Genomic DNA, 26,456 nt, shown 5'->3' on the forward strand with positions numbered 1-26,456 from the left:
GTGGCGGAAACGTCAGCAAAGGGTTCCCCTGCCGCACCACCTGGAGGGCGTACCGTGCACCGCAGGCACAACGGGCTCAAGACCGCCGTACTCCTCGGGGGACTGTCCGCACTCATCATCGTCATCGGCGGATTCTTCGGCCGTACGGGCCTGGTCATCGCGGTCCTCGTGGCCCTGGGAACCAACGCCTACGCGTACTGGAACAGCGACAAGCTCGCGCTGCGGGCGATGCGCGCCCGCCCGGTCAGCGAGTTCCAGGCCCCCCAGCTCTACCGCATGGTCCGCGAACTCTCCACGGCCGCGCGCCAGCCCATGCCCCGGCTGTACATCTCACCCACCCAGGCCCCCAACGCCTTCGCCACCGGCCGCAACCCGCGCAACGCCGCCGTCTGCTGCACGGAAGGCATCCTGCACCTGCTGGACGAGCGCGAACTGCGCGGCGTCATCGGCCACGAACTCAGCCATGTCTACAACCGCGACATCCTCATCTCGTCCGTGGCCGGAGCCCTGGCCTCGGTGGTGATGTTCCTGGTCAACTTCGCCTGGCTGATTCCCATAGGCCGCTCCGACGACGAGGAGGGCCCGGGCATCCTGGGCATGCTCCTGATAATGATCCTCGGGCCGGTGGCGGCCTCCCTCATCCAGCTGGCCGTCAGCCGCTCCCGCGAGTACCAGGCCGACGCCTCCGGCGCCCAGCTCACCGGCGACCCGCTCGCGCTGGCCTCCGCGCTGCGCAAGCTGGAGGCGGGCACCCAGCAGCTCCCGCTGCCGGCCGAACCACGGCTGGAGACGGCGAGCCACATGATGATCGCCAACCCGTTCCGGCCCGGTGACGGGATGACCAAGCTCTTCTCGACCCACCCGCCGATGCGCGAGCGCATCACCCGCCTCGAACAGATGGCGGGCCGGCAGTCCTGAAGCCGGGCCCCGGCCGCAACTGTTTCCGACCGTCGCAGCGTCTACCTGGAGGAAAGACACCACCACCGCACCTCAGGTGCACGGAAGGCTGCCGACCATGAAGCTCGTCCTCAACGTCATCTGGCTGATCCTGAGCGGCTTGTGGATGGCCATCGGCTACGTCATCGCGGGCATCATCTGCTGCATCCTGATCGTCACGATCCCGTTCGGCATCGCCTCGTTCCGCATCGCGGGCTACGCGCTGTGGCCGTTCGGCCGGACGACGGTGGAGCGGCGCGACGCGGGCGCGGGTTCGGTCATCGGCAACGTCGTCTGGGTCATCTTCGCGGGCTGGTGGCTGGCGCTGGGCCACATCGTCACGGGCGCCCTGCAGTGCGTGACGATCATCGGCATCCCGTTCGGCATCGCGAACTTCAAGATGGTGCCGCTCTCCCTGCTCCCGCTCGGCCGCGAGATCGTCCCGACGGACCAGCCCTTCGCCGGGCGTCACTGAGGGCACTGGGCGCCCCCGCCGCCCACGCACCGGGCCGCGCCCACACCGTACGCACCGCATCGCCGTACGGCCCGGCCCCGTACGCACCGCATCGCCGTACGGCCCGGCCCTCGTACGGACCTCACCGCCGTACGACCCCCCGAGGCGTCACGTACCGCTTGAAGCCGAGCGGCGTGACGCCCGGGATGCCCGCGATGAGGTTCAGCACCGCGCTGCCCTGCTGCAGAGACGTGTCGATCATGTGCTGATGCGCTGCCTCGTCCGTCCACTCGCTGTAGTTGAAGACCCGGGTGCCGTCCTCACTGATGTGGAAGTTCGAGGAGATTCCGCCGGACCCGGTACGCGAGGTCTCTGCGGATCCCGGCTGCACGCCGCCCATCAGGTCCAGCAGACCGTCGACGAGCTGCCGTGCGGCCTCGTGCCCCGTCGTCTCGAAGGAGACGGCCACGACGCACCCCGGCTCCGGCTGCTCGCCCTGCGGCAGCAGGCTGCGGTAGTAGCGGTAGCGCCGCGCCCCGTCCGGCTCGACGGCCGTCTGGGGCGGTCCGGCCTGCCCGTCCTCCCACTGCCCGAAGCCGAGTACGGTCCGGCCGTCCGTACCGGTGAGGTAGACCTGCGAGACCAGGCCGTCCGGCAGCGGCGCGGCCCGCAGCGCCCGCGCGGCGCCCTCGGCCATGGCCTGCTGCCGCTCGGGGCTGCCCGCGTCCCACTCGCTGATCAGTACGGTGCCGACGCCGGCCCGCCGGGTGTCGGGGAGCGCGTCCACCAGAAACCGCACGTGCTCCGCCTGCTGAGTTTCCGTTTCCGAAGTCATAGGGACACTCTCGGACCTCGACCAAACTTGAGGTCAAGCGCCTGATTCCGGAGAGCGAACGGTGATCGGACGGTGTGCGAAGGTGTCCCTTCCGGGAGGGCCGGCATACGAAGCCGGCATACGGGACCGGTGGACGGGGGCGGTCGGCGGTCATGGTGCGAACGGGCAGATGGGTCACGGCACTTCTGGCGGCCGTCGCCGCGCTGGTCCTGCTCGGCCCAGGGGCTGACGGAGCCGACGGGCCGCACCAGGGCGGCAGGAAGCCGTCCTTCACGCTGCGTGCCCATGAGCCGTACGTCATCCCCAAGGACAGGCTCACCTATGACTCGTCGAGCAACGCCATGAAGGACATCCCCCGCCTCACACCCGCATTCGGGAACACCGGGACCGCCGCGGCGCCCCGGGGCGTGGTGCTGCGCGTGGATCTCGACGACGTACGGTTCCCGAACACACCAGGATTCCTGGGCCACGACAACTGCTACTACCAGGTGGGTGACAGCACGGTCTTCTGCGAATTCCCGGACGCCGTGCCCGTGGGGGCCGCGTACGAGACCGCCGAGCCTCTCTCTTGGGTCACCACCAGCGGCGGTCGCGACACGGTCGAGGGGGCGTACCGGTACTCCGTCTGGCCGCTGGGCGAGCCGCCGCCGGGTGCGGAGGGCTACAAAAAGGGAACCGCGCGCGGCTCGGGGCCCGCGCTGGGTCTCGTGCCGGTCGCCATCGACACCCTCAAGGGCGGCGGTGAAATGCGCTTCGCCACGACCTCGTCCGTAAGGAAGGACTGGAGGGTCAAAGGCATCACAATCCGCGGCAGGGTGGGGGAGTACAGCTCCGTGGCCATGGAGGGTGTCGGCAGCGCCGACAGGGTGCGGGTGGAGTTGCCGCCAGGGACGTCGTTCGCCCCGCTGTCGAGAAAGGAACGGGAGGGAACCCCGTCCGAGCTGTCCTTCTGTGCACGTGACGGCCTGGACGGACATCTCTACTGCAGCATGGAGCCCAACTACATCACGCTGCGCGTCCGGATCGACCGGCGGGTCGAAGGCGCGGAAGGGCGGCTCTCGGTGGGCGAATCCGCCCTGGGGGACGCCGACCCGGCGAACAACACCGCCCCGATCAAGCTGGAGATCACGGGTACCGCCCCGCCCGGCGAGACCGATCCACCCGGCGAGGCCGCCCCGCTCCGTGAGGCCGCCCCGCTCCACGAGGCCGGACCCGGCTCCGGAAGCGCGCTCGCCGTAGCCGCTACAGCCGCCGCACTCGCGCTGGTCACCGTTCTCCTCACGCGCCGCGGGCGCACCCAACGGTCGGGCACCGGTACGCGCACCGACGGCCCCGCGTAGGAAACGCGACGGGGCGCGGCACCGAGACCGTTCCCGGCGCCGCGCGCCCGACGTGATCTCCGCCGGGCTCACCGGCGGCACACCGGGGAATTACCGGTAGTTCACGAACTGCAGCGCGAAGTCCAGGTCCTTGCCCTTGAGCAGCTGCTGCACGGCCTGGAGGTCGTCCCGGCTCTTGGAGCTGACGCGCAGCTCGTCGCCCTGCACCTGCGCCTTGACGCCCTTCGGGCCCTCATCGCGGATGATCTTGGCGACCTTCTTGGCGTTCTCCTGCGAGATGCCTTCCTGGAGGGAGGCGAAGATCTTGTACTCCTTGCCGGAGGCCTGCGGTTCGCCCGCGTCCAGCGCCTTCAGTGAGATCCCGCGCTTGATCAGCTTGGACTGGAAGATGTCGAGGACAGCCTTCACCCGCTCCTCGGCGTTGGCGCGCATCTCGATCTTCTCGCCCGACCACTCGATCGACGCGCCCACGCCCTTGAAGTCGTAGCGCTGCGAGATCTCCTTGGCGGCCTGGTTGAGGGCGTTGTCGACCTCCTGCCGCTCGACCTTCGAGACGATGTCGAAACTGGAGTCGGCCATCTTGAGTTGGCTCCTCGTACGTAGATCCGTCAGGGGTACGGCCCATTCAGGACCGCTCCGCAAGCCTAGTCACCCCGGGCATGATCGGTCCGGGAAGAACCGGGTGGCGAACCACCCCCGGCCATCGGGTATGGTTTACGTCGTTGCCACGGAGCGACGCCACACCGGCGGATCTCCCGGCAGCGAAACCCATGGCGGTGTGCCCGAGCGGCCAAAGGGAGCAGACTGTAAATCTGCCGGTTCTACCTTCCCAGGTTCGAATCCTGGCGCCGCCACAGGTCCGAAAAGGCCCTGGTCCGTGAGAACGGATCGGGGCCTTTTCGCTTGTCCGGCTTCGCTCATCCGGCTTTGCTCATCCGGCTTCGCTTGTGCGGCTTCGCTCATCCGGCTTCGTTGGTCCGGCTTCGTTTTCCCGACCGGGCCGTTTCGCCTGTACGGACCAGGGCCACTCCGCACGGCACGGACGGCATGTCACGGCATGGACGGCACGGCAAGGCCCCCACCCCACCGGAGCAGGGGCCTCCGCCCGGCCCGCAGCCGCCCCGTTCAGCCCGTGACCGCGCGGACGGCCTCCGCGATCGGTGCGTCGCCGCCGATCAGCTCCAGCGTGCGGCCGACCGTGCCCGGCTCGTCCAGGAGGGCGACGATGACGGCCGCCACGTCGTCCCGGGAGACCGCGTCGCGGCCGGTGGACTCGGCCAGGTGGACCAGACCGGTGCCCGGCTCGTCCGTCAGGCGGCCCGGCCGCAGGATCGTCCAGTCCAGGCCGGGCCGGGCCCGTACGTCGGCGTCCGCGGCGCCCTTGGCGCGCAGGTACGCGGCGAACACCTCGTCGGTGCCCGCCGGCGGCTCCTTGTCGGCGCCCATCGACGAGACGACGACGAAGCGCCGTACGCCGGCCGCCTCCGCCGCGTCCGCGAAGAGGGACGCGGCGTCGCGGTCCACCGTCTCCTTGCGTTCGATGCCGCTGCCCGGCCCGGCGCCCGCCGCGAAGACCGCCGCGTCCGCGCCTTCGAGGTGCCGGGCGACGTCGCCGACGGTGGCCGTCTCCAGGTCGCAGACGACCGGCTCGGCCCCGGCGGCCAGCAGGTCCCCGGCCTGTTCGGGCCGGCGGACGATGCCCGCCACCTCGTCTCCGCGCCCGGCGAGCAGCCGCTCCAGCCGCAGCGCGATCTGACCATGTCCACCTGCGATGACAATGCGCATGATCCCGACCGTACGCCTGTCACCCGGCCCGGTGCGGCAGCCAGGGCGCCCGTGGCTCCATCGGGCACTCCGGTCCGCTCACCGCTGCGACTGCCGCGGCAGCTCCAGCGCGACCGCAGCCGCCGAGTCGCAGTACTCGCGCACCGCGCTCGTCCGCGCCACCACGCGCCCCTTGTGCACCACGATCCGGCTGTACGCGAGCGAGAGCACCCCGGCGAGGCTGTCGCCGCGTACGGCCAGCAACTCCGCGGGGAAGCCCGCTTCGACACGGACCTCCGGGAGGCCCAGCGTCGCGCGGGCGGCCGTGCTGACCGTCCCGTAGGCGGCCTCGGGCCCTGCCTCGCCCAGGGAGGCCAGCAGGTACGCGGCCTCCAGGGGGTCACCGCGCCCCACCGGGTTCGCCGCGTCGCGCAGGGCGCCGCTGCCGGCCGCCACCCGCACCCCGGCCGCGCGCAGCAGCCGTACGGGCGCGGAACGGGTCACCCGGCCGCCCGCGGCCCCGCCCCGGCCCGGGAGGCCCGCACCGTGCCGTTCCAGGGCCGCACAGCCGCCCTGCGGCAGGCAGACGACCGTCACGCCGGCCGCCGCGAGCTGCTCGGCGGTGCGCGCCGCGGCCTCCGGCGGCAGCGCCGCCAGGCCCGCGCACGGTCCGACGGCCACGCCGGGCCGCAGCCCGCCCGCCATCGCGGCGAACCGGGCGAGGCGCGCGGGGTCGTCACCGTCCGTGTGGAGGTCCACCGCGCAGCCGTGCTCGTTCGCCAGCTCCAGGACGGTCTCGACGTACCCGGCGGGGTCGGGGTCCAGGTCCGGGCAGCCGCCGACGACCGCGGCGCCCATCTTCACGGCGTCCCGCAGCATCGCCAGGCCGTCCGCGCCGGCCGCCCCGGTGAGCATCCGCGGCACCGCGACCGCGGTCATCTCGGCCAGCCCGCGCAGCGACCGGGCCGCCTGGAGGACGGCCTCCAGCGACCGCAGTCCCTGGACGTCGCCGATCCGTACGTGGGTGCGCAGCGCGGTCGCGCCGTGCCCGAGTTGCAGGAGGGCCGCTTCGGTGGTGCGGCGCTGGACGTCTTCGAGGGTGTCGGGAACGGGGCCGGCGGCGTCGGCGGTCAGCGCGGTGTCGCAGTGCGCGTGCGGTTCGGCGGGGGCCGGGAGCAGCAGGTAGCCGCCGAGGTCGACGCGGGAGCCGTGCGGGGCGAGGCTGCCTGCCGTACCGACCGCCTCGATGTGTCCGCCGCTGAGCCGTACGTCCACCACGCGGCCGTCGGCGAGGCGGGCGTCGCAGAGCACCAGGGTGCCCGCCGCGGCGCCCGTGCCGTCGCTGCCCGTGGCCTTCTCGGGCCCCGGCTGCGGCTGACTGCTGTCGGACATCGCGCTCCTCGAAGGACCGGGCGTGCAAGATCACGCAGCGTGGTCCGAGCCTAGGGCGCGCCCCGGGGACCTTCGCGGAGGCGCGAAATAGTCGTACCGGTGTGGTGCGTGGGGCGGCGGAGGCGGTGCTCCGGATACGGATTTCACCTTTGGCGGCAGGCCGTGTAATGTCTTCATCGCTCGCCCCAATAGCTCAGTCGGCAGAGCGTCTCCATGGTAAGGAGAAGGTCTACGGTTCGATTCCGTATTGGGGCTCTGATGTGTGAGGTATCCCGCCTTCGGGCGGGGTCCACTCGCATCACAGCGGTGTAGCTCAGTCGGTAGAGCAAGCGGCTCATAATCGCTGTGTCACCGGTTCAAGTCCGGTCACCGCTACTGACAGTAGCCGATTGTGGGGTCGGTCTCCCGATCGGCTACTCTTCTATGCGTTCACCCGTCCATCCGTCCGTCAAGGAGCACTCACGTGGCTGCCACCGACGTCCGCCCGAAGATCACGCTGGCCTGCGTGGAGTGCAAGGAGCGGAACTACATCACCAAGAAGAACCGGCGTAACGACCCGGACCGTCTTGAGATGAAGAAGCACTGCCCGCGCTGCAACTCGCACACCGCACACCGCGAGACGCGATAACACCAGGCTCGTCCGCGAGGCCGTCCCCAGTCCCTGGGGGCGGCCTCGCGGCGTTGTGGTGCGATGTGGGGGGCACGCCGCGCGTGGCGGCGGGCCGGCTGCCGGTGTACCGGTATGACAAGGTCAGGGTCCTTTGCAGGGACCAGTTCAGGGAGGTTGCGAGCCCATGGCGCTCGACCAGTCCTTTGTCGGGCGGAGCTACCCGGCCACCGCTCCTTACGAGGTCGGCCGGGAGAAGATCCGCGAATTCGCCGAGGCGATCGGGGACCTGGCGCCGGCGTACACCGACGCCGAAGCCGCCAGGGCGCTCGGTCACCCCGATGTGATCGCCCCGCCGACCTTTGTGTTCTCCATCACCTTCCGGGCCGCCGGGCAGGTCGTCGAAGACCCGCAGCTGGGCCTCGATTACAGCCGGGTGGTACACGGCGACCAGAAATTCGCCTACACCCGCCCGGTGCGCGCCGGTGACCGGCTGACGGTCACCTCGACCATCGAGGCGATCAAATCCATGGCGGGGAACGACATTCTCGATATCCGCGGTGAGGTGCACGACGCAGCGGGCGAGCACGTGGTGACCGCTTTCACCAAGCTGGTGGCGCGCGCCGCCGGGCAGGAGGGCTGACGCGATGACGGCGAAGATCTCTTACGACGACGTCGAGGCCGGCACCGAACTCCCGGCGCAGACTTTTTCTGTGACGCGCGACACGCTCGTGCGGTACGCGGGCGCCTCCGGCGACTTCAACCCGATCCACTGGAACGAGAAGTTCGCCAAAGAGGTCGGCCTGCCCGACGTGATCGCGCACGGCATGTTCACCATGGCCGAGGCCGTCCGCGTGGTCACCGACTGGACCGGTGACCCGGGCGCGGTCGTCGAGTACGGCGTGCGCTTCACCAAGCCCGTCGTGGTGCCCAACGACGACCAGGGCGCGGTCATCGAGGTCAGCGCCAAGGTCGCGGCCAAGCTGGACGACCAGGCCCGTACGGTCCGCGTCGACCTGACCGCGACCAGCGCCGGGCAGAAGGTGCTCGGAATGTCGCGCGCGGTGGTGCGCCTCGCCTGAGGCGAGTGATCGTCACTGCACGGGGCGGCCCGGCCCGAGCGGCGGGGCCGCCCCCGTACTCTTGAGCCCGTGCAGGAACTCACCGATGCTCCCCTCGCCCCGCTGACCACCTTCCGCCTCGGCGGACCGGCCACCCGGCTGCGCACCGCCACCACGGACGACGAGGTGATCGCGGCCGTCCGCGAGGCCGACGCGGCCGGCACCCCGCTGCTGGTCATCGGCGGCGGCAGCAACCTGGTCATCGGCGACAAGGGCTTCGAGGGCACCGCGCTGCGCATCGCCACCCGCGGCTTCACCCTGGACGGCACCGACCTGACGCTGGCCGCGGGCGAGAACTGGTCGGACGCGGTGGCCCGCACGGTCGAGGCCGGGCTCGCGGGCATCGAGTGCCTGGCCGGCATTCCCGGTTCGGCGGGTGCCACACCCATCCAGAACGTGGGCGCGTACGGACAGGAAGTGTCCTCCACGATCACCGAAGTGGTCGCGTACGACCGCATAGCGGGCGAGAGCGTGACCCTCTCGAACGCCGAGTGCGCGTTCTCGTACCGCCACAGCCGCTTCAAGGAGCACCCCGACCGGTTCGTCGTGCTGCGGGTGCGCTTCGCCCTGGAGGACGCGGGCGGCCTGTCCGCGCCGATCAAGTACGCGGAGACCGCCCGCACCCTCGGCGTCGAGGCCGGCGACCGGGTGCCGGCCGCCGACGCCCGCGAGACCGTGCTCAAGCTGCGGGCCGGCAAGGGCATGGTCCTGGACCCGGACGACCACGACACCTGGTCCGCGGGCTCCTTCTTCACCAACCCGGTCCTCACCGAGGCGGCGTACGCGGACTTCCTCGCCCGCGTCCACGAGCGCCTCGGCGCGGACGTCACCCCGCCCGCCTTCCCGGCGGGGGAGGGCCGCGTGAAGACCTCGGCCGCCTGGCTCATCGACCGCGCCGGCTTCACCAAGGGCTACGGCGACGGCCCGGCCCGCATCTCCACCAAGCACACCCTCGCCCTGACCAACCGCGGCGAGGCCACCACCGAGGACCTGCTCGCCCTGGCCCGCGAGGTCCGCGACGGTGTCCGCGCCGCTTTCGGCGTCACGCTGGTCAATGAGCCGGTGACGGTCGGCGTCACCCTTTAGGGGCGGGGGAGGCGCGCGGCCCGCTCCGCGCGCTCACTCCCCCCGCAGCCACGCCTCCACCCCCGCCAGCAGCTCCCTCCGCACCCCCTCCGGAGCCCGCGAACCCTGGACCGACTGGCGGGCCAGCTCGGCCAGCTCCGCGTCCGAGAAGCCGTGCGCCGTCCGCGCGATCTCGTACTGGTCCGCCAGCCGGGCCCCGAACAGCAGCGGGTCGTCGGCGCCCAGCGCCATCGGGACACCGGCGTCGTACAGGGTCCGCAGCGGTACGTCCTCGGGCTTCTCGTAGACCCCCAGGGCCACGTTGGACGCCGGGCAGACCTCGCAGGTCACCCCGCGCTCGGCCAGCCGGCGCAGCAGCGCCGGGTCCTCCGCCGCCCGCACCCCGTGGCCCACCCGGGACGCGTGCAGGTCGTCCAGGCAGTCCCGCACGCTCGCCGGCCCCGCCAGCTCGCCGCCGTGCGGCGCCGCCAGCAGCCCGCCGTCCCGCGCGATGGCGAAGGCCCGGTCGAAGTCGCGTGCGAACCCCCGCCGCTCGTCGTTGGAGAGCCCGAAACCGATCACGCCGCGGTCGGCGTAGCGGACCGCGAGACGGGCCAGCGTACGGGCGTCCAGGGGGTGTTTCATCCGGTTGGCGGCCACCAGGACCCGTATCCCGAGGCCGGTGTCGCGGGACGCGGCGCGCACCGCGTCCAGGATGATCTCCAGCGCCGGGATCAGCCCGCCCAGCCGGGGCGCGTACGAGGTCGGGTCGACCTGGATCTCCAGCCAGCCGGAGCCGTCCCGCACGTCCTCCTCGGCCGCCTCGCGGACCAGCCGCTGGATGTCCTCGGGGGAGCGCAGACAGGAGCGTGCGATGTCGTACAGCCGCTGGAAGCGGAACCAGCCGCGCTCGTCCGTGGCGCGCAGCTTCGGCGGCTCGCCGCCCTTCAGGGCCTCCGGCAGGTGCACGCCGTACTTGTCGGCGAGCTCCAGCAGGGTGCCGGGCCGCATCGACCCGGTGAAGTGCAGGTGCAGATGGGCCTTCGGCAGGGCCCGGACATCGCGTACACGTTCCATCCCAGGATCTTGCCGTACGAGGCCGACGCGCCGGTAGGCCCTTTCCCGAACGAGCGCCCGCCCGAAAGCAGATGCGGGCCCCGGGACAGTCCCGGGGCCCGCATCCGCACGAACCGGTGCTACTTGGCCTCGGCCAGCAGCTTCTGGACACGCGAGATGCCCTCGACCAGGTCCTCGTCGCCCAGCGCGTACGACAGGCGCAGGTAGCCCGGCGTGCCGAACGCCTCGCCCGGGACGACCGCGACCTCGGCCTCCTCCAGGATCAGCTCGGCCAGCTCCACGCTGGTCCGCGGACGCTTGCCCCGGATCTCCTTGCCGAGCAGGCCCTTGACCGTCGGGTACGCGTAGAACGCGCCCTCCGGCTCGGGGCACAGCACGCCCTCGATCTCGTTGAGCATCCGCACCATCGTCTTGCGGCGCCGGTCGAAGGCGACCTTCATCTCCTCGACGGCCGTCAGGTCGCCGGAGACCGCGGCGATGGCCGCGGCCTGCGCGACGTTGGAGACGTTGGAGGTGGCGTGCGACTGGAGGTTCGCCGCGGCCTTGATCACGTCCTTGGGGCCGATGGCCCAGCCCACCCGCCAGCCGGTCATCGCGTACGTCTTCGCCACACCGTTGACGATGATGCACTTCTCGCGCAGCTCCGGCACCACCACCGGCAGCGAGGAGAATTCCGCGTCCCCGTAGACCAGGTGCTCGTAGATCTCGTCCGTCAGGACCCACAGGCCGTGCTCGGCGGCCCAGCGGCCCACCGCCTCGACCTGCTCGCGGGTGTAGACCGCGCCGGTCGGGTTGGACGGCGAGACGAACAGCAGCACCTTCGTACGGTCCGTACGGGCCGCCTCCAGCTGCTCCACGGACACCCGGTAACCGGTGGTCTCGTCGGCCACCACCTCCACCGGCACGCCGCCCGCCAGCCGGATCGACTCCGGGTAGGTGGTCCAGTACGGGGCCGGCACGATGACCTCGTCGCCCGGGTCCAGGACCGCCGCGAACGCCTCGTAGATCGCCTGCTTGCCGCCGTTGGTGACCAGCACGTTCGCCGCCTCGACCTCGTAGCCGGAGTCGCGCAGCGTCTTCGCGGCGATCGCGGCCTTCAGCTCGGGCAGACCGCCCGCCGGGGTGTAGCGGTGGAACTTCGGGTCACGGCAGGCCTCGACGGCGGCCTCGACGATGTAGTCCGGGGTGGGGAAGTCGGGCTCACCGGCGCCGAAGCCGATCACCGGGCGCCCGGCGGCCTTGAGGGCCTTGGCCTTGGCGTCCACGGCGAGGGTCGCGGACTCGGAGATCGCCCCGACGCGGGCCGACACCCGACGGTCGGTGGGGGACTGTGCGGGAGGAGTAGCGCTCATGTACTGAATGTTCCCAGACCGCCGCCGGGGCGGGCGCACGGGTTTGGAGGCACCACCTCGAAGGTTTCTGTTCGACGCCCGGCCGCGAACCACGTACACTCGCTGACCGTTGGCTCCCGACAGGGCGCGAGCGACCACGCACCTGGTGCAGTGGTCGGGATGCGGTAGGTTGGGGAACACACAAAGGGTCGTAGCTCAATTGGTAGAGCACTGGTCTCCAAAACCAGCGGTTGGGGGTTCAAGTCCCTCCGGCCCTGCTACACGCACTCTTCACCGAGTCGCGTGCACGCGTACGTACTGAAATGCACCGCCGTGCGGCTCTACCGGGCGCGGCACGGCCAACGACCCGGATTCAGGTGAGGACGAGTGACGGACGCCCTGGGCTCCATCGACATGCCTGAGCGCGGTCGTTCCGAAGACGAGGGCTCGGACGCGAAGAAGCCCCGCCGCGGCGGCAAGCGCGGCAAGAAGGGCCCGTTCGCCCGCCTCGCACTCTTCTACCGGCAGATCATCGCCGAGCTCCGCAAGGTCGTCTGGCCCACGCGGGGCCAGCTCTCCACGTACACCACCGTGGTGATCGTCTTCGTCGTCATCGTCATCGGTCTCGTAACCGTGATTGACTTGGGATTCAACGAGGCCGTCAAGTACGTCTTCGGCTGATCCCGCGAAGGGCGCCTTTGCGGGCGCCCCTTTGCATGTTCAACCCCTTGAAGCCAGGAAGAAGCAGCCACCGTGTCTGACCCGAACCTGAACGACGCCGCCGACTCCGTCGAGACGGCAGCGGCCGACGTTGACGCGGCTGCCTCGGCCGAGGTCGAGGGCGACGCTGCGGCGAGCGCCGACGAAGAGGCCGCTCACGAGATCGTCGAGGGCGCCGACGCGGCCGACGAGCTCGACACCGAGGACGCCGAGGCGGGCGAGCCCGCCGAGGAGGCCGCGGTGAGCGTCGAGGACGAGGACGCCGACGGCGACGCCGAAGAGGCGGAGACCGCCGAGGACGCGGCGGCGCAGGACGAGGACGCCGAGCCGGCCGACCCGATCGCCGCGCTCCGCGAGGAGCTGCGCACCCTGCCGGGCGAGTGGTACGTCATCCACACCTACGCGGGCTACGAGAAGCGCGTGAAGGCCAACCTGGAGCAGCGCGCCGTCTCGCTCAACGTCGAGGACTTCATCTACCAGGCCGAGGTCCCCGAGGAAGAGATCGTCCAGATCAAGAACGGCGAGCGCAAGAACGTCCGCCAGAACAAGCTCCCGGGCTACGTGCTCGTGCGCATGGACCTGACGAACGAGTCCTGGGGCGTCGTGCGCAACACGCCGGGCGTCACCGGCTTCGTGGGCAACGCCTACGACCCGTACCCGCTGACCCTCGACGAGATCGTCAAGATGCTCGCCCCGGAGGCCGAGGAGAAGGCCGCCAAGGAGGCCGCCGAGGCCGAGGGCAAGCCGGCCCCGTCCCGCAAGGTCGAGGTCCAGGTGCTGGACTTCGAGGTGGGCGACTCGGTCACCGTCACCGACGGCCCGTTCGCCACGCTGCAGGCCACGATCAACGAGATCAACGCCGACTCGAAGAAGGTCAAGGGCCTCGTCGAGATCTTCGGCCGCGAGACCCCGGTCGAACTGAGCTTCGACCAGATCCAGAAGAACTGACACCTTCTGGAACCAGAGCTTCCGAACAGGTCAGGCGAGCCCCTCGGGGACCGTCTGACCTGCTCGGTTTTTGGCCGCACCTCTATACCCGTTATCGTTGTGCGGTATGCCTCCATCCGGATGACCGGATGGTCTGGCGAAAACCTCTCACTAGGACCCGGAGAGAGCATGCCTCCCAAGAAGAAGAAGGTCACGGGGCTCATCAAGCTCCAGATCCAGGCCGGTGCCGCGAACCCGGCCCCGCCGGTCGGCCCCGCGCTGGGTCAGCACGGCGTCAACATCATGGAGTTCTGCAAGGCCTACAACGCCGCGACCGAGTCGCAGCGCGGTTGGGTCATCCCGGTGGAGATCACGGTCTACGAGGACCGTTCCTTCACCTTCATCACCAAGACCCCGCCGGCCTCGAAGATGATCCTGAAGGCCGCGGGCGTGGACAAGGGCTCCGGCGAGCCGCACAAGACCAAGGTCGCCAAGATCACGGCCGACCAGGTCCGCGAGATCGCCACCACCAAGATGCCCGACCTGAACGCCAACGACCTGGACGCCGCGTCGAAGATCATCGCCGGCACCGCCCGTTCCATGGGCATCACGGTCGAGGGCTGACAGCCACCCCGCACCTGCCCCGCGGCACCCGCCGCACCCAGGGGCACGTGGTAGGGCCAGGCGCTGGCCCGCACCACGACTCCACCGTCACCATTCAGGAGCAGCAGTGAAGCGCAGCAAGAATCTTCGCAACGCGGACGCGAAGATCGACCGGGAGCGTCTGTACGCCCCGCTCGAGGCCGTCCGTCTGGCCAAGGAGACCTCCCCGGCCAAGTTCGACGCGACCGTCGAGGTCGCCATGCGTCTGGGTGTCGACCCGCGCAAGGCCGACCAGATGGTCCGTGGCACCGTGAACCTTCCGCACGGCACCGGTAAGACCGCCCGGGTCCTGGTCTTCGCGACCGGCGACCGTGCTGCGGCCGCGGAAGCCGCGGGCGCCGACATCGTCGGCTCCGACGAACTGATCGACGAGGTCTCCAAGGGCCGTCTGGACTTCGACGCCGTCGTCGCCACGCCGGACCTCATGGGCAAGGTCGGCCGCCTCGGCCGCGTGCTCGGTCCCCGTGGTCTGATGCCGAACCCGAAGACCGGCACCGTCACCCCGGACGTCGCCAAGGCTGTCACCGACATCAAGGGCGGCAAGATCGAGTTCCGCGTGGACAAGCACGCGAACCTCCACTTCATCATCGGCAAGGTGTCCTTCGACGACGCCAAGCTGGTGGAGAACTACGCCGCGGCGCTGGAGGAGATCAACCGCCTCAAGCCGTCCGCCGCCAAGGGCCGCTACATCAAGAAGGCCACCATCACCACCACGATGGGCCCCGGCGTCCCGGTCGACTCCAACCGCACCCGCAACCTCCTCGTCGAGGAGGACGTGCTCGCCGTCTGAGTCTGACGGCAGGCACGCGCGTACGCGTGCGCCGGGCCCCGTACCTCACCGAGGTGCGGGGCCCGGCGTGTTTCCGGGCGCCGTACGGGCTCTCCGGCCGCCACCGGGTCCGTACGGGGGCGAGGCGGGGCGTTCGGGACGCCGTGGGGCCCGGGGAGGGGCGCTGTCAGCCCCCTGCACTACGCTCACCCGCAGTCTTGGAACTGATCTACAACGGGGAGAGAACACGTGCGTACTGCGCGGATCACCGCGGCCGCGGCCGCCGGCGTCGTCATGCTGGCCGGACTGACCGCCTGCGGCGGCAAGGACGGCGGCGACAAGGCGGGCGGCGGCGACGCGGGCGGCGGCTCGCCGGTCCAGGCGGCCACGGCGGCGCTGCGGACGGCGTCCGAGAAGACCGGCGCGGAGAAGTCGGCCAAGGTCGAGATGACGCGCAGGACGGGTCAGTCCACACAGTCCATGAAGGGCGGGATGGACTGGTCCCAGGGCATGCGGATGAACGTCGAGACGACCGGGCAGGGCGGTCTGGGCGGTGGCAAGCCCATGCAGAGCATCTACACGCCGGAGGTGATGTACCTCAAGCTCGGGCTCGGCGCCAAGCCCTGGATGAAGTACGACTACAACGCGATGGCCAAGAAGAGCCCGGTCTTCGCGATGCTCAAGGACCAGATGCAGAACAACAACCCGTCGCGGTCCGTGGGCCTGGTCCTCGCGACGGGCAAGGCCGAGAAGGTCGGTACGGAGGACGTACGCGGCGTCAAGGCGACCCACTACACCGCCACCTTCGAGGTGGCCGCGCTGGCCCGGATGCAGGCGTCCAAGGACTTCAGCGAGAAGGACATGAAGTCGCTGGAGGAGTCGCTCAAGCAGAACGGCACGAAGAACGAGACCATCGACCTCTGGATCGGCCCGGACGACCTGCTCGTCAAGAAGGTCGAGAAGTTCCAGAGCAACCTGGGCAGCACGGAGAACACGGCCTACTACTCCGACTACGGCACCAAGGTCTCCGTCGTGGAGCCCCCGGCCTCGCAGGTCAACGACGCGGCCAAGCTCGGTACCGGCATCGGCGCCGGCCTGGCGGGCTGACCCCGCCGGCACCCGTCGTCCCCGGGCCCGGCGCGCCCCGCGCCGCCGGGCCCGGGGACGGATTTGCCTGCGCGACGGCCGTTCGCGTACCGTAGCGAAGAAGCCAAAGACCGCTGGTTGTCTCTGTGCGCCTTCCCGGGCGTACGGAACCGAAGGATCCGCTAGCTGCGGACGGCCTGCGCAGGTGGACGAGGAAGAACTCCCGGACGGACTCCGTTCCGCCCGGTCGAGCCATGCCCCGTGCGCTTGCGCCGGGGCGTTTGTTTTGCCCAGCCCCTTCTGCGCGGTCCTCATCACCCGGAAGGAGGCCGAGGCTCATGGCGAGGCCCGACAAGGTCGCAGCCGTCGAGGAGATCACGGAGAAGCTCCGTAACTCCAACGCCGCTGTTGTGACCGCGTACACCGGACTGTCCGTCGCTCAGCTCAAGCAGCTGCGCCGTTCGCTCGGTGACAACGCTCAGTACCGTGTGGTGAAGAACACGCTGACCAAGATTGCGGCCAATGAGGCCGGGATCACGCTGGACGAGCACCTCAAGGGCTCGACGGCTGTCGCCTTCGTGACCGGTGACCCGGTCGAGGCGGCGAAGGGTCTTCGTGACTTCGCCAAGGAGAACCCCTCTCTCGTCATCAAGGGCGGTGTCCTTGAAGGCAAGGCGCTGTCCGCCGACGAGATCAAGAAGCTTGCGGACCTCGAGTCCCGCGAGGTTCTGCTCGCCAAGCTGGCGGGTGGCATGAAGGCGTCCATGGCCAAGGCCGCGGCGACCTTCCAGGCCCCGCTCACGAAGATGGTCCGCACCGCGGAAGCTCTTCGCAGCAAGGTCGAGCAGGGCGGTGCCGGTGAGCCGGCTCCCGCCGAGGCCGCGGAGTAACCACTCCGTAGTCCTGCGGGCACGTCTGCTCAGCACGCCCGCCGCAATGTACATCCGGCACCAGCCGAATTAGTGGAAGGACCGCCACCATGGCGAAGCTCACCCAGGACGAACTGCTCGCCCAGTTCGAGGAGATGACCCTCATCGAGCTCTCCGACTTCGTGAAGAAGTTCGAGGAGAAGTTCGACGTCGAGGCTGCCGCCCCGGCCGCCGTCGTCGCCGCCGGCCCGGCCCAGGGTGGTGGCGACGCCGCCGCCGCCGAGGAGCAGGACGAGTTCGACGTCATCCTCACCGGTGCGGGCGACAAGAAGATCCAGGTCATCAAGGTCGTGCGTGAGCTGACCTCCCTGGGTCTGAAGGAGGCCAAGGACCTCGTCGACGGCACCCCGAAGCCGGTCCTCGAGAAGGTCGCCAAGGACGCCGCGGAGAAGGCCGCCGAGGCCCTCAAGGGCGCCGGCGCCTCCGTCGAGGTCAAGTGACCTGACGAGTCTGCCGACTCTTCACCAACCTGAAGGCGATCACCCATGCGGGTGGTCGCCTTCGGGCGTTCGGGCCGCGGCTGCGCCGCCCCGCCCTTCCGTGCGAGTATGGTGATCTTCGTTGCCCGGCCGTGCACCCCGTGACGATCTTCCAGTGGGTGGGGGGCCTTGACGAACCGCACGCAGCGCGCAATTCTCAGGACGCGACGTCAGAAGCGATCCGGGTTCGAGGCATGGATCGCCGGCGAAGAGGGAAGCATCGGGATGCGCCTCTTGGCGCACGGCTCGTGGCAGGCATAAGACGTTGGGCGTTAAGACGAACAAAGAGGGGTACCTCCGTCACGGAGGGTGCCGCCTCCCGGAGGGAGAAGATCGGTATCACGGTGCTGAACCGGTCTCCGGAAACTCGCTCTGGACATCAGTGTGCCGAGTGGCTACACTGACCCTTTGCGCTGCCTGTTAGCTGCTCCCTGCCCGTCACCAGGGGCATACCCGAGCCCGAGCAATGCCGACTGATCCGCCCTGACCTGGGCCTTTCCTCCGGCTGTGTTCGGTCCGGGACCGGTACGCGCGTAGTGAGTCCGAGCCCTCGGAAGGACCCCCTCTTGGCCGCCTCGCGCAACGCCTCGACTGCCAATACGAACAACGGCGACAGCACCGCCCCGCTGCGCATCTCTTTTGCGAAGATCAAGGAGCCCCTCGGGGTTCCGAACCTCCTTGCGCTGCAGACCGAAAGCTTCGACTGGCTGCTCGGCAATGCCGCATGGAAGGGTCGCGTCGAGGCTGCGCTGGAAAGTGGTCAGGACGTCCCCACCAAGTCCGGTCTGGAGGAGATCTTCGAAGAGATCTCCCCGATCGAGGACTTCTCCGGGTCGATGTCGCTGACGTTCCGCGACCACCGATTCGAGCCCCCGAAGAACTCCATCGACGAGTGCAAGGAGCGCGACTTCACGTACGCGGCTCCGCTCTTCGTCACGGCTGAGTTCACCAACAACGAGACCGGCGAGATCAAGTCCCAGACGGTCTTCATGGGCGACTTCCCGCTCATGACCAACAAGGGCACCTTCTGCATCAACGGCACCGAGCGTGTCGTCGTCTCGCAGCTGGTCCGCTCGCCGGGCGTCTACTTCGACAGCCAGATCGACAAGACGTCCGACAAGGACATCTTCACCGCCAAGATCATCCCGTCCCGGGGTGCCTGGCTGGAGATGGAGATCGACAAGCGCGACATGGTCGGCGTGCGCATCGACCGTAAGCGCAAGCAGTCCGTGACCGTCCTCCTCAAGGCCCTCGGCTGGACGACCGAGCAGATCCTCGAAGAGTTCGGCGAGTACGAGTCGATGCGCGCCACCCTGGAGAAGGACCACACCCAGGGCCAGGACGACGCGCTGCTCGACATCTACCGCAAGCTGCGTCCGGGCGAGCCGCCGACGCGCGAGGCCGCGCAGACGCTGCTGGAGAACCTCTACTTCAACCCCAAGCGCTACGACCTCGCGAAGGTCGGCCGCTACAAGGTCAACAAGAAGCTCGGCGGCGACGAGCCGCTGGACGCCGGTGTGCTGACCACCGACGACGTCATCGCCACGATCAAGTACCTGGTCAAGCTGCACGCCGGCGAGACCGAGACGATCGGCGAGAACGGCACGGAGATCGTCGTCGAGACCGACGACATCGACCACTTCGGCAACCGCCGCCTGCGCAACGTCGGCGAGCTGATCCAGAACCAGGTCCGTACGGGTCTCGCCCGTATGGAGCGCGTCGTGCGCGAGCGCATGACCACCCAGGACGTCGAGGCGATCACGCCGCAGACCCTGATCAACATCCGGCCGGTCGTCGCCTCCATCAAGGAGTTCTTCGGCACCAGCCAGCTGTCCCAGTTCATGGACCAGACCAACCCGCTGTCGGGCCTGACCCACAAGCGCCGGCTGTCCGCGCTGGGCCCCGGTGGTCTGTCCCGTGAGCGGGCCGGCCTGGACGTCCGTGACGTGCACCCCTCGCACTACGGCCGCATGTGCCCGATCGAGACGCCCGAAGGCCCGAACATCGGTCTGATCGGTTCGCTCGCCTCGTACGGCCGGGTCAACGTCTTCGGCTTCATCGAGACGCCGTACCGCAAGGTCGTCGACGGCCGGGTCACCGAGCAGGTGGACTACCTGACCGCCGACGAGGAAGACCGCTTCCTCATCGCGCAGGCGAACGCTCCCCTCACCGAGGACATGGAGTTCGCCGAAGGCCGCGTCATGTGCCGCCGCCGCGGTGGTGAGGTCGACCTCGCCGCCCGCGAGGACGTGGACTACATGGACGTCTCGCCGCGCCAGATGGTGTCGGCCGCGACCGCCATGATCCCCTTCCTGGAGCACGACGACGCCAACCGCGCGCTCATGGGATCGAACATGATGCGCCAGGCCGTGCCGCTGATCAAGGCGGAGGCCCCGCTGGTCGGCACCGGCATGGAGTACCGCTGCGCGGTCGACGCCGGTGACGTCATCAAGGCCGAGAAGGACGGTGTGGTCCAGGAGGTCTCCGCGGACTACATCACCGTCGCCAACGACGACGGCACGTACACCACCTACCGCGTCGCCAAGTTCACCCGCTCCAACCAGGGCACCTCCTTCAACCAGAAGGTCGTCGTGGACGAGGGCGCCCGCGTGGTCGTGGGCCAGGTGCTCGCCGACGGTCCCTCCACGGACCAGGGCGAGATGGCGCTCGGCAAGAACCTCCTCGTGGCGTTCATGCCGTGGGAGGGCCACAACTACGAGGACGCGATCATCCTGTCGCAGCGCCTCGTGCAGGACGACGTGCTGTCCTCGATCCACATCGAGGAGCACGAGGTCGACGCCCGGGACACCAAGCTGGGCCCCGAGGAGATCACCCGGGACATCCCGAACGTCTCCGAGGAGGTCCTCTCGGACCTCGACGAGCGCGGCATCATCCGGATCGGTGCCGAGGTCGTCGCCGGCGACATCCTCGTCGGCAAGGTCACGCCCAAGGGTGAGACCGAGCTGACCCCCGAGGAGCGCCTGCTGCGCGCCATCTTCGGTGAGAAGGCCCGTGAGGTCCGTGACACCTCGCTGAAGGTCCCGCACGGCGAGATCGGCAAGGTCATCGGCGTCCGCGTCTTCGACCGTGAAGAGGGCGACGAGCTGCCCCCGGGCGTGAACCAGCTGGTCCGCGTCTACGTGGCGCAGAAGCGCAAGATCACCGACGGTGACAAGCTCGCCGGCCGCCACGGCAACAAGGGCGTCATCTCCAAGATCCTCCCGGTCGAGGACATGCCGTTCCTGGAGGACGGCACCCCGGTCGACATCATCCTCAACCCGCTGGGTGTCCCGTCCCGAATGAACCCGGGTCAGGTCCTGGAGATCCACCTCGGCTGGCTCGCCAGCCAGGGCTGGAAGGTCGAGGGCGACGCCGACTGGCAGAAGCGTCTCCAGGCGATCGGCGCCGACGAGGTCGCGCCCCGCACCAACGTCGCGACCCCGGTCTTCGACGGTGCGCGCGAGGACGAGCTCGCTGGTCTGTTCGACTCCACGCTGCCGAACCGTGACGGCGAGCGGATGGTCAAGGACACCGGTAAGGCCCGGATGTTCGACGGCCGTTCCGGTGAGCCGTTCCCGGACCCGATCTCGGTCGGGTACATGTACATCCTGAAGCTCCACCACCTGGTCGACGACAAGCTGCACGCCCGTTCGACCGGTCCGTACTCGATGATCACCCAGCAGCCGCTGGGTGGTAAGGCCCAGTTCGGTGGCCAGCGCTTCGGTGAGATGGAGGTGTGGGCGCTGGAGGCTTACGGCGCCGCGTACGCCCTCCAGGAGCTGCTGACCATCAAGTCCGACGACGTGACCGGCCGCGTGAAGGTCTACGAGGCGATCGTCAAGGGCGAGAACATCCCCGAGCCCGGCATTCCCGAGTCCTTCAAGGTGCTCATCAAGGAAATGCAGTCGCTCTGCCTGAACGTGGAGGTGCTGTCCTCGGACGGCATGTCCATCGAGATGCGCGACACGGACGAGGATGTCTTCCGCGCAGCGGAGGAGCTCGGTATCGACCTGTCCCGGCGCGAGCCGAGCAGCGTCGAAGAGGTCTGACGGGCCTGGCCGGGGCTCCTTCCCCCCAAGGAGCCCCGGTCGCCCCGGACCCGTACAGACCATGATGTAGAGCCCATTTTTTCGCTTACGCGAAGGGCACGACCCTGAAAGAGGGATTGACGACAGTGCTCGACGTCAACTTCTTCGACGAGCTGCGGATCGGCCTGGCGACCGCGGACGACATCCGACAGTGGTCCCACGGTGAGGTCAAGAAGCCGGAGACCATCAACTACCGCACCCTCAAGCCCGAGAAGGACGGCCTCTTCTGCGAGAAGATCTTCGGCCCCACCCGGGACTGGGAGTGCTACTGCGGCAAGTACAAGCGTGTCCGGTTCAAGGGCATCATCTGTGAGCGCTGTGGCGTCGAGGTCACGCGCGCCAAGGTGCGCCGTGAGCGGATGGGCCACATCGAGCTGGCCGCTCCCGTCACGCACATCTGGTACTTCAAGGGCGTTCCGTCGCGGCTGGGCTACCTGCTCGACCTCGCCCCGAAGGACCTGGAGAAGGTCATCTACTTCGCCGCCTACATGATCACGTGGGTGGACGAGGAGCGCCGTACGCGCGACCTGCCCTCGCTGGAGGCGCACGTCTCCGTCGAGCGCCAGCAGATCGAGCAGCGCCGCGACGCGGACCTCGAGGCCCGCGCCAAGAAGCTGGAGACCGACCTCGCCGAGCTGGAGGCCGAGGGCGCCAAGGCCGACGTGCGCCGCAAGGTGCGCGAGGGTGCCGAGCGTGAGATGAAGCAGCTGCGCGACCGTGCGCAGCGCGAGATCGACCGTCTCGACGAGGTGTGGAACCGCTTCAAGAACCTCAAGGTCCAGGACCTGGAGGGCGACGAGCTGCTCTACCGCGAGCTGCGTGACCGCTTCGGCACGTACTTCATGGGAGGCATGGGCGCCGCGGCGCTGCAGAAGCGCCTGGAGTCCTTCGACCTGGACGAAGAGGCCGAGAAGCTCCGCGAGATCATCCGCACCGGCAAGGGCCAGAAGAAGACCCGTGCGCTCAAGCGCCTTAAGGTCGTCTCGGCGTTCCTGCAGACCCGCAACAGCCCCAACGGCATGGTGCTGGACTGCATCCCGGTCATTCCGCCGGACCTGCGTCCGATGGTGCAGCTGGACGGTGGCCGCTTCGCGACCTCCGACCTGAACGACCTGTACCGCCGTGTGATCAACCGCAACAACCGCCTCAAGCGTCTGCTCGACCTCGGTGCCCCCGAGATCATCGTGAACAACGAGAAGCGGATGCTGCAGGAGGCCGTCGACGCGCTGTTCGACAACGGCCGCCGCGGCCGGCCGGTCACCGGCCCGGGCAACCGTCCCCTGAAGTCCCTCAGCGACATGCTGAAGGGCAAGCAGGGCCGCTTCCGTCAGAACCTGCTCGGTAAGCGTGTGGACTACTCCGCGCGTTCCGTGATCGTCGTCGGTCCGCAGCTGAAGCTGCACCAGTGCGGTCTGCCGAAGGCCATGGCGCTGGAGCTCTTCAAGCCGTTCGTGATGAAGCGCCTGGTCGACCTGAACCACGCGCAGAACATCAAGAGCGCCAAGCGGATGGTCGAGCGCGGCCGTACGGTCGTCTACGACGTCCTCGAAGAGGTCATCGCGGAGCACCCGGTCCTGCTGAACCGTGCGCCCACCCTGCACCGCCTCGGCATCCAGGCCTTCGAGCCGCAGCTGGTCGAGGGCAAGGCCATTCAGATTCACCCGCTCGTGTGCACCGCGTTCAACGCGGACTTCGACGGTGACCAGATGGCCGTGCACCTGCCGCTGTCCGCTGAGGCGCAGGCCGAGGCCCGCATCCTGATGCTGTCCTCGAACAACATCCTCAAGCCGGCCGACGGCCGTCCGGTCACCATGCCGACCCAGGACATGGTGCTGGGCCTGTTCTTCCTCACCACCGACGAGGCGGAGCGCGAGGTCATCGGTGAGGGCCGGTCCTTCGGCTCGGTCGCCGAGGCGATCATGGCCTTCGACAACCGGGAGCTGTCGCTCCAGGCGAAGGTCGACATCCGCTTCCCGATCGGCACCGTCCCGCCCCGTGGCTGGACCCCGCCGGCGCAGGAAGAGGGCGAGCCCGAGTGGCAGCAGGGTGACAGCTTCCGGCTGCGGACGACCCTGGGCCGCGCGCTCTTCAACGAGCTGCTGCCCGAGGACTACCCGTTCGTGGACTACTCGGTGGGCAAGAAGCAGCTCTCCGCGATCGTCAACGACCTGGCCGAGCGTTACCCGAAGGTCATCGTGGCGGCGACGCTCGACAACCTGAAGGCGGCCGGTTTCCACTGGGCGACCCGTTCCGGTGTCACCGTCGCGGTCTCGGACATCGTCGTGCCGGAGGCCAAGAAGGCCATCGTCGCGGGCTACGAGGCCCAGGACGAGAAGGTCCAGAAGCAGTACGAGCGCGGTCTGATCACCAAGGACGAGCGCACTCAGGAACTGATCAACATCTGGACCAAGGCGACCAACGAGGTCGCCGAGGCGATGAACGACAACTTCCCCAAGACGAACCCCATCTTCATGATGGTTGACTCGGGTGCCCGAGGAAACATGATGCAGATGCGGCAGATCGCCGGTATGCGTGGTCTGGTGTCGAACGCGAAGAACGAGACCATCCCGCGGCCCATCAAGGCGTCGTTCCGTGAGGGTCTGTCCGTGCTGGAGTACTTCATCTCCACCCACGGTGCCCGTAAGGGTCTCGCGGACACCGCCCTGCGTACCGCCGACTCGGGTTACCTCACCCGTCGTCTCGTGGACGTCTCCCAGGACGTCATCATCCGCGAGGAGGACTGCGGCACCGAGCGCGGTCTGAAGCTGCGGATCGCCAGCAAGGGCGCCGACGGTGTCCTGCGCAAGGCGGACGACGTCGAGTCCTCCGTGTACGCGCGGATGCTGGCCGAGGACGTCGTGGTGGACGGCAAGGTCATCGCGTCGGCGAACGTGGACCTCGGTGACGTGCTCATCGACCAGCTGGTCGCGCACGGCGTCGAGGAGGTCAAGACCCGCTCGGTCCTGACCTGTGAGTCCGCCGTCGGCACCTGCGCCTACTGCTACGGCCGCTCGCTGGCCACCGGCAAGCTGGTCGACATCGGTGAGGCGGTCGGCATCATCGCCGCCCAGTCCATCGGTGAGCCCGGCACCCAGCTGACGATGCGTACCTTCCACACCGGTGGTGTGGCCGGTGACGACATCACCCTGGGTCTGCCGCGTGTCGTCGAGCTCTTCGAGGCCCGTACGCCCAAGGGTGTCGCCCCGATCTCCGAGGCCGCCGGCCGCGTGCGGATCGAGGAGACCGAGAAGACCAAGAAGGTCATCGTCACGCCGGACGACGGCAGCGACGAGACGGCCTACGGCGTCTCCAAGCGTGCCCGTCTGCTGGTGGGCGAGGGTGACCACGTCGAGGTCGGCCAGGCGCTGACCGTGGGTGCCGTCAACCCGCACGACGTGCTGCGCATCCTGGGCCAGCGCGCTGTCCAGGTCCACCTGGTCGGCGAGGTCCAGAAGGTCTACAACAACCAGGGCGTGGCGATCCACGACAAGCACATCGAGATCATCATCCGGCAGATGCTGCGCCGCGTGACGATCATCGAGTCCGGCGACGCGGAGCTGCTGCCGGGCGAGCTGGTGGAGCGTACGAAGTTCGAGAGCGAGAACCGTCGTGTGGTCCAGGAAGGCGGCCACCCGGCCTCCGGCCGTCCGCAGCTGATGGGTATCACCAAGGCTTCGCTGGCCACCGAGTCCTGGCTGTCGGCGGCGTCCTTCCAGGAGACGACCCGGGTGCTGACCGACGCGGCGATCAACGCCAAGTCGGACTCCCTGATCGGCCTCAAGGAGAACGTCATCATCGGTAAGCTCATCCCGGCCGGTACGGGCCTGTCCCGCTACCGCAACATCCGGGTGGAGCCCACCGAGGAGGCCAAGGCCGCGATGTACTCGGCCGTCGGTTACGACGACATCGACTACTCGCCGTTCGGTACCGGCTCCGGCCAGGCGGTCCCGCTGGAGGACTACGACTACGGTCCGTACAACCAGTAAGGGCCCGGCGGCCGTACGCGGCCGTACCGGACACGCGCTGTGAGCGGCAGGGCGGTCACCCCCCGGGGTGGCCGCCCTGCGGCGTTCGGGGCCGGCGGCGGGCTGCTGGGGCCGGGTGTGGCGGCCGGGGCCGGGCGGGGGCCGCTCCGCGGATTCATTGCGGGGGGAACCGTGCGATCTCCTGGCGCGTACTGAATGATGGGTACGTACTGCCTAATGTGGGGGAGGTGCTGAGGGTGGCGTTCCAGCCGTGGCAGGGTGGACAGCCGGCGCCGTGGCAAGGCGGGCAGCCGGCCCAGGGCCCCGGTCAGGTCCCGGCGATGCGTGCCTCGCACGCCGACCGGGAGCGTGCGGTGGACGTGCTGAAGGCCGGCTTCGCCGAGGGGCGGCTTCCGCAGCAGGAGTACGAGCAGCGCATCGGCCGCGCGTACCAGGCACAGACCCACGCCGAGCTGCAGCTGCTGGTGGCGGACCTGCCGCAGGGGCCGGTGCCGCAGTCGCAGTTCGCGCCGCGTCCCGCGGTGCCGCCGGCGTTCATGCCCATGCCCATGCAGCCGATGCCGGCGCCGACCAACGGCTCGGCGACCGGCGCGCTGGTCTGCGGCATCCTCACGCCGGTCACCTGGGGCCTGTCGTCGATACCCGCGGTCATCCTGGGGCACAAGGCGCGGGCCGAGATCCGCCGGACGGGGGAGCGCGGGGACGGCCAGGCGGTCGCCGGGCTGATCCTGGGATGGCTGGGCATCAGCGGCTGGCTGCTGTTCTTCGTCCTCATGGTGCTGGTGGGCGTGACGAACCTCTGAGGCCGAGGCGGGGCGCGGAGCCGCCGGGGACGGCGGGGCTGCCGGCGGGGGCGGAGGGCCTGCGGGGAGTGCCTCCGGGCGCCG

General features: G+C 69.3%; 23 protein-coding genes and 4 tRNA genes. 21 read left to right on the plus strand and 6 right to left on the minus strand.

Annotated elements, in window-relative coordinates; all coding sequences use genetic code 11:
- Nucleotides 1-54 precede the first annotated feature (54 nt).
- Together htpX and AB0L45_RS13590 are read left to right on the plus strand one after the other, a co-directional pair.
- The gene (gene htpX / locus AB0L45_RS13585) at nucleotides 55-918 is read left to right on the plus strand and encodes a zinc metalloprotease HtpX (protein ID WP_365839280.1); all 864 of its coding nucleotides are present in this window, start codon (nucleotides 55-57) and stop codon (nucleotides 916-918) included.
- Between the two features lie 97 nt (nucleotides 919-1,015).
- Nucleotides 1,016-1,411, plus strand: a complete 396-nt coding sequence (locus AB0L45_RS13590; RefSeq protein ID WP_365839282.1) for a YccF domain-containing protein — start codon at nucleotides 1,016-1,018, stop codon at nucleotides 1,409-1,411.
- A gap of 121 nt (nucleotides 1,412-1,532) precedes the next feature.
- On the opposite strand, the gene AB0L45_RS13595 is transcribed toward AB0L45_RS13590, so the two are convergent.
- Nucleotides 1,533-2,225, minus strand: a complete 693-nt coding sequence (locus AB0L45_RS13595; protein WP_365839284.1) for a hypothetical protein — start codon at nucleotides 2,223-2,225, stop codon at nucleotides 1,533-1,535.
- 152 nt (nucleotides 2,226-2,377) lie between these two features.
- On the opposite strand from AB0L45_RS13595, the gene AB0L45_RS13600 reads away from it, so the two are divergent.
- Nucleotides 2,378-3,565: a hypothetical protein gene (locus AB0L45_RS13600; protein ID WP_365839286.1), complete on the plus strand. Its 1,188-nt coding sequence runs from the start codon at nucleotides 2,378-2,380 to the stop codon at nucleotides 3,563-3,565.
- Nucleotides 3,566-3,655: 90 nt separating this feature from the next.
- Here AB0L45_RS13600 and AB0L45_RS13605 read toward each other — a convergent pair whose 3' ends face one another.
- A complete protein-coding gene (locus AB0L45_RS13605; protein ID WP_031002987.1) occupies nucleotides 3,656-4,144 on the minus strand; it encodes a YajQ family cyclic di-GMP-binding protein in 489 nt (162 codons plus the stop codon).
- Nucleotides 4,145-4,337: 193 nt separating this feature from the next.
- Between AB0L45_RS13605 and AB0L45_RS13610 the strand changes: the two genes are divergently transcribed.
- A tRNA-Tyr gene (locus AB0L45_RS13610) sits at nucleotides 4,338-4,419 on the plus strand.
- Between the two features lie 271 nt (nucleotides 4,420-4,690).
- On the opposite strand, the gene AB0L45_RS13615 is transcribed toward AB0L45_RS13610, so the two are convergent.
- Together AB0L45_RS13615 and AB0L45_RS13620 are read right to left on the minus strand one after the other, a co-directional pair.
- A complete protein-coding gene (locus AB0L45_RS13615) occupies nucleotides 4,691-5,350 on the minus strand; it encodes an SDR family oxidoreductase (RefSeq protein ID WP_365839288.1) in 660 nt (219 codons plus the stop codon).
- A gap of 78 nt (nucleotides 5,351-5,428) precedes the next feature.
- Nucleotides 5,429-6,721 carry an amidohydrolase family protein gene (locus AB0L45_RS13620; protein ID WP_365839290.1) on the minus strand — a complete coding sequence of 431 codons (1,293 nt, stop codon included), beginning with the start codon at nucleotides 6,719-6,721 and terminating at the stop codon, nucleotides 5,429-5,431.
- Between the two features lie 182 nt (nucleotides 6,722-6,903).
- On the opposite strand from AB0L45_RS13620, the gene AB0L45_RS13625 reads away from it, so the two are divergent.
- The 6 genes from AB0L45_RS13625 to AB0L45_RS13650 all read left to right on the plus strand — a co-directional run bounded on the left by AB0L45_RS13625 (nucleotide 6,904) and on the right by AB0L45_RS13650 (nucleotide 9,535).
- Nucleotides 6,904-6,976: transfer RNA gene (locus AB0L45_RS13625), tRNA-Thr, on the plus strand.
- A gap of 47 nt (nucleotides 6,977-7,023) precedes the next feature.
- Nucleotides 7,024-7,096, plus strand: a tRNA-Met gene (locus tag AB0L45_RS13630).
- A gap of 88 nt (nucleotides 7,097-7,184) precedes the next feature.
- Nucleotides 7,185-7,349, plus strand: coding sequence for a 50S ribosomal protein L33 (rpmG, locus tag AB0L45_RS13635; protein WP_006604855.1), 165 nt, complete (start codon nucleotides 7,185-7,187; stop codon nucleotides 7,347-7,349).
- A 166-nt stretch (nucleotides 7,350-7,515) separates the two neighbouring features.
- On the plus strand, nucleotides 7,516-7,971 hold the full coding sequence (locus AB0L45_RS13640; protein WP_365839293.1) for a MaoC family dehydratase N-terminal domain-containing protein: 456 nt from the start codon (nucleotides 7,516-7,518) through the stop codon (nucleotides 7,969-7,971).
- A gap of 4 nt (nucleotides 7,972-7,975) precedes the next feature.
- Nucleotides 7,976-8,410, plus strand: a complete 435-nt coding sequence (locus tag AB0L45_RS13645; protein WP_365839295.1) for a MaoC family dehydratase — start codon at nucleotides 7,976-7,978, stop codon at nucleotides 8,408-8,410.
- A 69-nt stretch (nucleotides 8,411-8,479) separates the two neighbouring features.
- Complete coding sequence (locus AB0L45_RS13650) at nucleotides 8,480-9,535, plus strand: UDP-N-acetylmuramate dehydrogenase (protein ID WP_365839297.1); 1,056 nt, start codon at nucleotides 8,480-8,482, stop codon at nucleotides 9,533-9,535.
- 33 nt (nucleotides 9,536-9,568) lie between these two features.
- On the opposite strand, the gene AB0L45_RS13655 is transcribed toward AB0L45_RS13650, so the two are convergent.
- Both AB0L45_RS13655 and AB0L45_RS13660 read right to left on the minus strand, forming a co-directional pair.
- Nucleotides 9,569-10,591 carry an adenosine deaminase gene (locus AB0L45_RS13655; RefSeq protein ID WP_365839299.1) on the minus strand — a complete coding sequence of 341 codons (1,023 nt, stop codon included), beginning with the start codon at nucleotides 10,589-10,591 and terminating at the stop codon, nucleotides 9,569-9,571.
- A gap of 119 nt (nucleotides 10,592-10,710) precedes the next feature.
- On the minus strand, nucleotides 10,711-11,943 hold the full coding sequence (locus AB0L45_RS13660; protein WP_365839301.1) for a pyridoxal phosphate-dependent aminotransferase: 1,233 nt from the start codon (nucleotides 11,941-11,943) through the stop codon (nucleotides 10,711-10,713).
- 184 nt (nucleotides 11,944-12,127) lie between these two features.
- Between AB0L45_RS13660 and AB0L45_RS13665 the strand changes: the two genes are divergently transcribed.
- The 11 genes from AB0L45_RS13665 (at nucleotide 12,128) to AB0L45_RS13715 (ending at nucleotide 26,372) form a co-directional block, all read left to right on the plus strand.
- Nucleotides 12,128-12,200, plus strand: a tRNA-Trp gene (locus AB0L45_RS13665).
- 109 nt (nucleotides 12,201-12,309) lie between these two features.
- The gene (gene secE, locus AB0L45_RS13670) at nucleotides 12,310-12,603 is read left to right on the plus strand and encodes a preprotein translocase subunit SecE (protein ID WP_030017011.1); all 294 of its coding nucleotides are present in this window, start codon (nucleotides 12,310-12,312) and stop codon (nucleotides 12,601-12,603) included.
- Between the two features lie 72 nt (nucleotides 12,604-12,675).
- Nucleotides 12,676-13,590, plus strand: a complete 915-nt coding sequence (gene nusG, locus AB0L45_RS13675; RefSeq protein ID WP_365839303.1) for a transcription termination/antitermination protein NusG — start codon at nucleotides 12,676-12,678, stop codon at nucleotides 13,588-13,590.
- A 168-nt stretch (nucleotides 13,591-13,758) separates the two neighbouring features.
- Nucleotides 13,759-14,193, plus strand: a complete 435-nt coding sequence (gene rplK, locus AB0L45_RS13680; RefSeq protein WP_363259758.1) for a 50S ribosomal protein L11 — start codon at nucleotides 13,759-13,761, stop codon at nucleotides 14,191-14,193.
- A gap of 106 nt (nucleotides 14,194-14,299) precedes the next feature.
- Nucleotides 14,300-15,022: a 50S ribosomal protein L1 gene (rplA, locus tag AB0L45_RS13685; protein WP_365839305.1), complete on the plus strand. Its 723-nt coding sequence runs from the start codon at nucleotides 14,300-14,302 to the stop codon at nucleotides 15,020-15,022.
- 228 nt (nucleotides 15,023-15,250) lie between these two features.
- On the plus strand, nucleotides 15,251-16,108 hold the full coding sequence (locus AB0L45_RS13690) for a hypothetical protein (protein WP_365839307.1): 858 nt from the start codon (nucleotides 15,251-15,253) through the stop codon (nucleotides 16,106-16,108).
- A gap of 317 nt (nucleotides 16,109-16,425) precedes the next feature.
- The gene (gene rplJ / locus AB0L45_RS13695) at nucleotides 16,426-16,977 is read left to right on the plus strand and encodes a 50S ribosomal protein L10 (RefSeq protein WP_365839309.1); all 552 of its coding nucleotides are present in this window, start codon (nucleotides 16,426-16,428) and stop codon (nucleotides 16,975-16,977) included.
- Between the two features lie 89 nt (nucleotides 16,978-17,066).
- Nucleotides 17,067-17,456, plus strand: coding sequence for a 50S ribosomal protein L7/L12 (rplL, locus tag AB0L45_RS13700; RefSeq protein ID WP_365839311.1), 390 nt, complete (start codon nucleotides 17,067-17,069; stop codon nucleotides 17,454-17,456).
- A 605-nt stretch (nucleotides 17,457-18,061) separates the two neighbouring features.
- Nucleotides 18,062-21,544 carry a DNA-directed RNA polymerase subunit beta gene (gene rpoB / locus AB0L45_RS13705; RefSeq protein WP_365839313.1) on the plus strand — a complete coding sequence of 1,161 codons (3,483 nt, stop codon included), beginning with the start codon at nucleotides 18,062-18,064 and terminating at the stop codon, nucleotides 21,542-21,544.
- 125 nt (nucleotides 21,545-21,669) lie between these two features.
- Nucleotides 21,670-25,569 carry a DNA-directed RNA polymerase subunit beta' gene (locus tag AB0L45_RS13710; RefSeq protein ID WP_365839530.1) on the plus strand — a complete coding sequence of 1,300 codons (3,900 nt, stop codon included), beginning with the start codon at nucleotides 21,670-21,672 and terminating at the stop codon, nucleotides 25,567-25,569.
- Nucleotides 25,570-25,889: 320 nt separating this feature from the next.
- Nucleotides 25,890-26,372 (plus strand): DUF1707 and DUF4190 domain-containing protein, encoded by a 483-nt coding sequence (locus AB0L45_RS13715; protein ID WP_365839315.1) that lies wholly within the window; start codon nucleotides 25,890-25,892, stop codon nucleotides 26,370-26,372.
- Nucleotides 26,373-26,456: the final 84 nt, after the last annotated feature.

The organism is Streptomyces sp. NPDC052496 (genome assembly GCF_040679095.1).
In the GTDB taxonomy this organism is placed as follows: domain Bacteria; phylum Actinomycetota; class Actinomycetes; order Streptomycetales; family Streptomycetaceae; genus Streptomyces.

What these genes read in the sequence shown, in the direction of transcription:
- AB0L45_RS13715 (WP_365839315.1), top strand. Translation starts at nt 25,890, where the DNA reads ATGCGTGCCTCGCACGCCGACCGGGAGCGTGCGGTGGACGTGCTGAAG.
- AB0L45_RS13620 (WP_365839290.1), bottom strand. Translation starts at nt 6,721, where the DNA reads ATGTCCGACAGCAGTCAGCCGCAGCCGGGGCCCGAGAAGGCCACGGGC.
- AB0L45_RS13640 (WP_365839293.1), top strand. Translation starts at nt 7,516, where the DNA reads ATGGCGCTCGACCAGTCCTTTGTCGGGCGGAGCTACCCGGCCACCGCT.
- AB0L45_RS13655 (WP_365839299.1), bottom strand. Translation starts at nt 10,591, where the DNA reads ATGGAACGTGTACGCGATGTCCGGGCCCTGCCGAAGGCCCATCTGCAC.
- rplJ (WP_365839309.1), top strand. Translation starts at nt 16,426, where the DNA reads ATGGCGAGGCCCGACAAGGTCGCAGCCGTCGAGGAGATCACGGAGAAG.
- AB0L45_RS13615 (WP_365839288.1), bottom strand. Translation starts at nt 5,350, where the DNA reads ATGCGCATTGTCATCGCAGGTGGACATGGTCAGATCGCGCTGCGGCTG.
- AB0L45_RS13645 (WP_365839295.1), top strand. Translation starts at nt 7,976, where the DNA reads ATGACGGCGAAGATCTCTTACGACGACGTCGAGGCCGGCACCGAACTC.
- AB0L45_RS13590 (WP_365839282.1), top strand. Translation starts at nt 1,016, where the DNA reads ATGAAGCTCGTCCTCAACGTCATCTGGCTGATCCTGAGCGGCTTGTGG.
- rplK (WP_363259758.1), top strand. Translation starts at nt 13,759, where the DNA reads ATGCCTCCCAAGAAGAAGAAGGTCACGGGGCTCATCAAGCTCCAGATC.
- AB0L45_RS13595 (WP_365839284.1), bottom strand. Translation starts at nt 2,225, where the DNA reads ATGACTTCGGAAACGGAAACTCAGCAGGCGGAGCACGTGCGGTTTCTG.
- rplL (WP_365839311.1), top strand. Translation starts at nt 17,067, where the DNA reads ATGGCGAAGCTCACCCAGGACGAACTGCTCGCCCAGTTCGAGGAGATG.
- AB0L45_RS13605 (WP_031002987.1), bottom strand. Translation starts at nt 4,144, where the DNA reads ATGGCCGACTCCAGTTTCGACATCGTCTCGAAGGTCGAGCGGCAGGAG.
- AB0L45_RS13660 (WP_365839301.1), bottom strand. Translation starts at nt 11,943, where the DNA reads ATGAGCGCTACTCCTCCCGCACAGTCCCCCACCGACCGTCGGGTGTCG.
- AB0L45_RS13600 (WP_365839286.1), top strand. Translation starts at nt 2,378, where the DNA reads ATGGTGCGAACGGGCAGATGGGTCACGGCACTTCTGGCGGCCGTCGCC.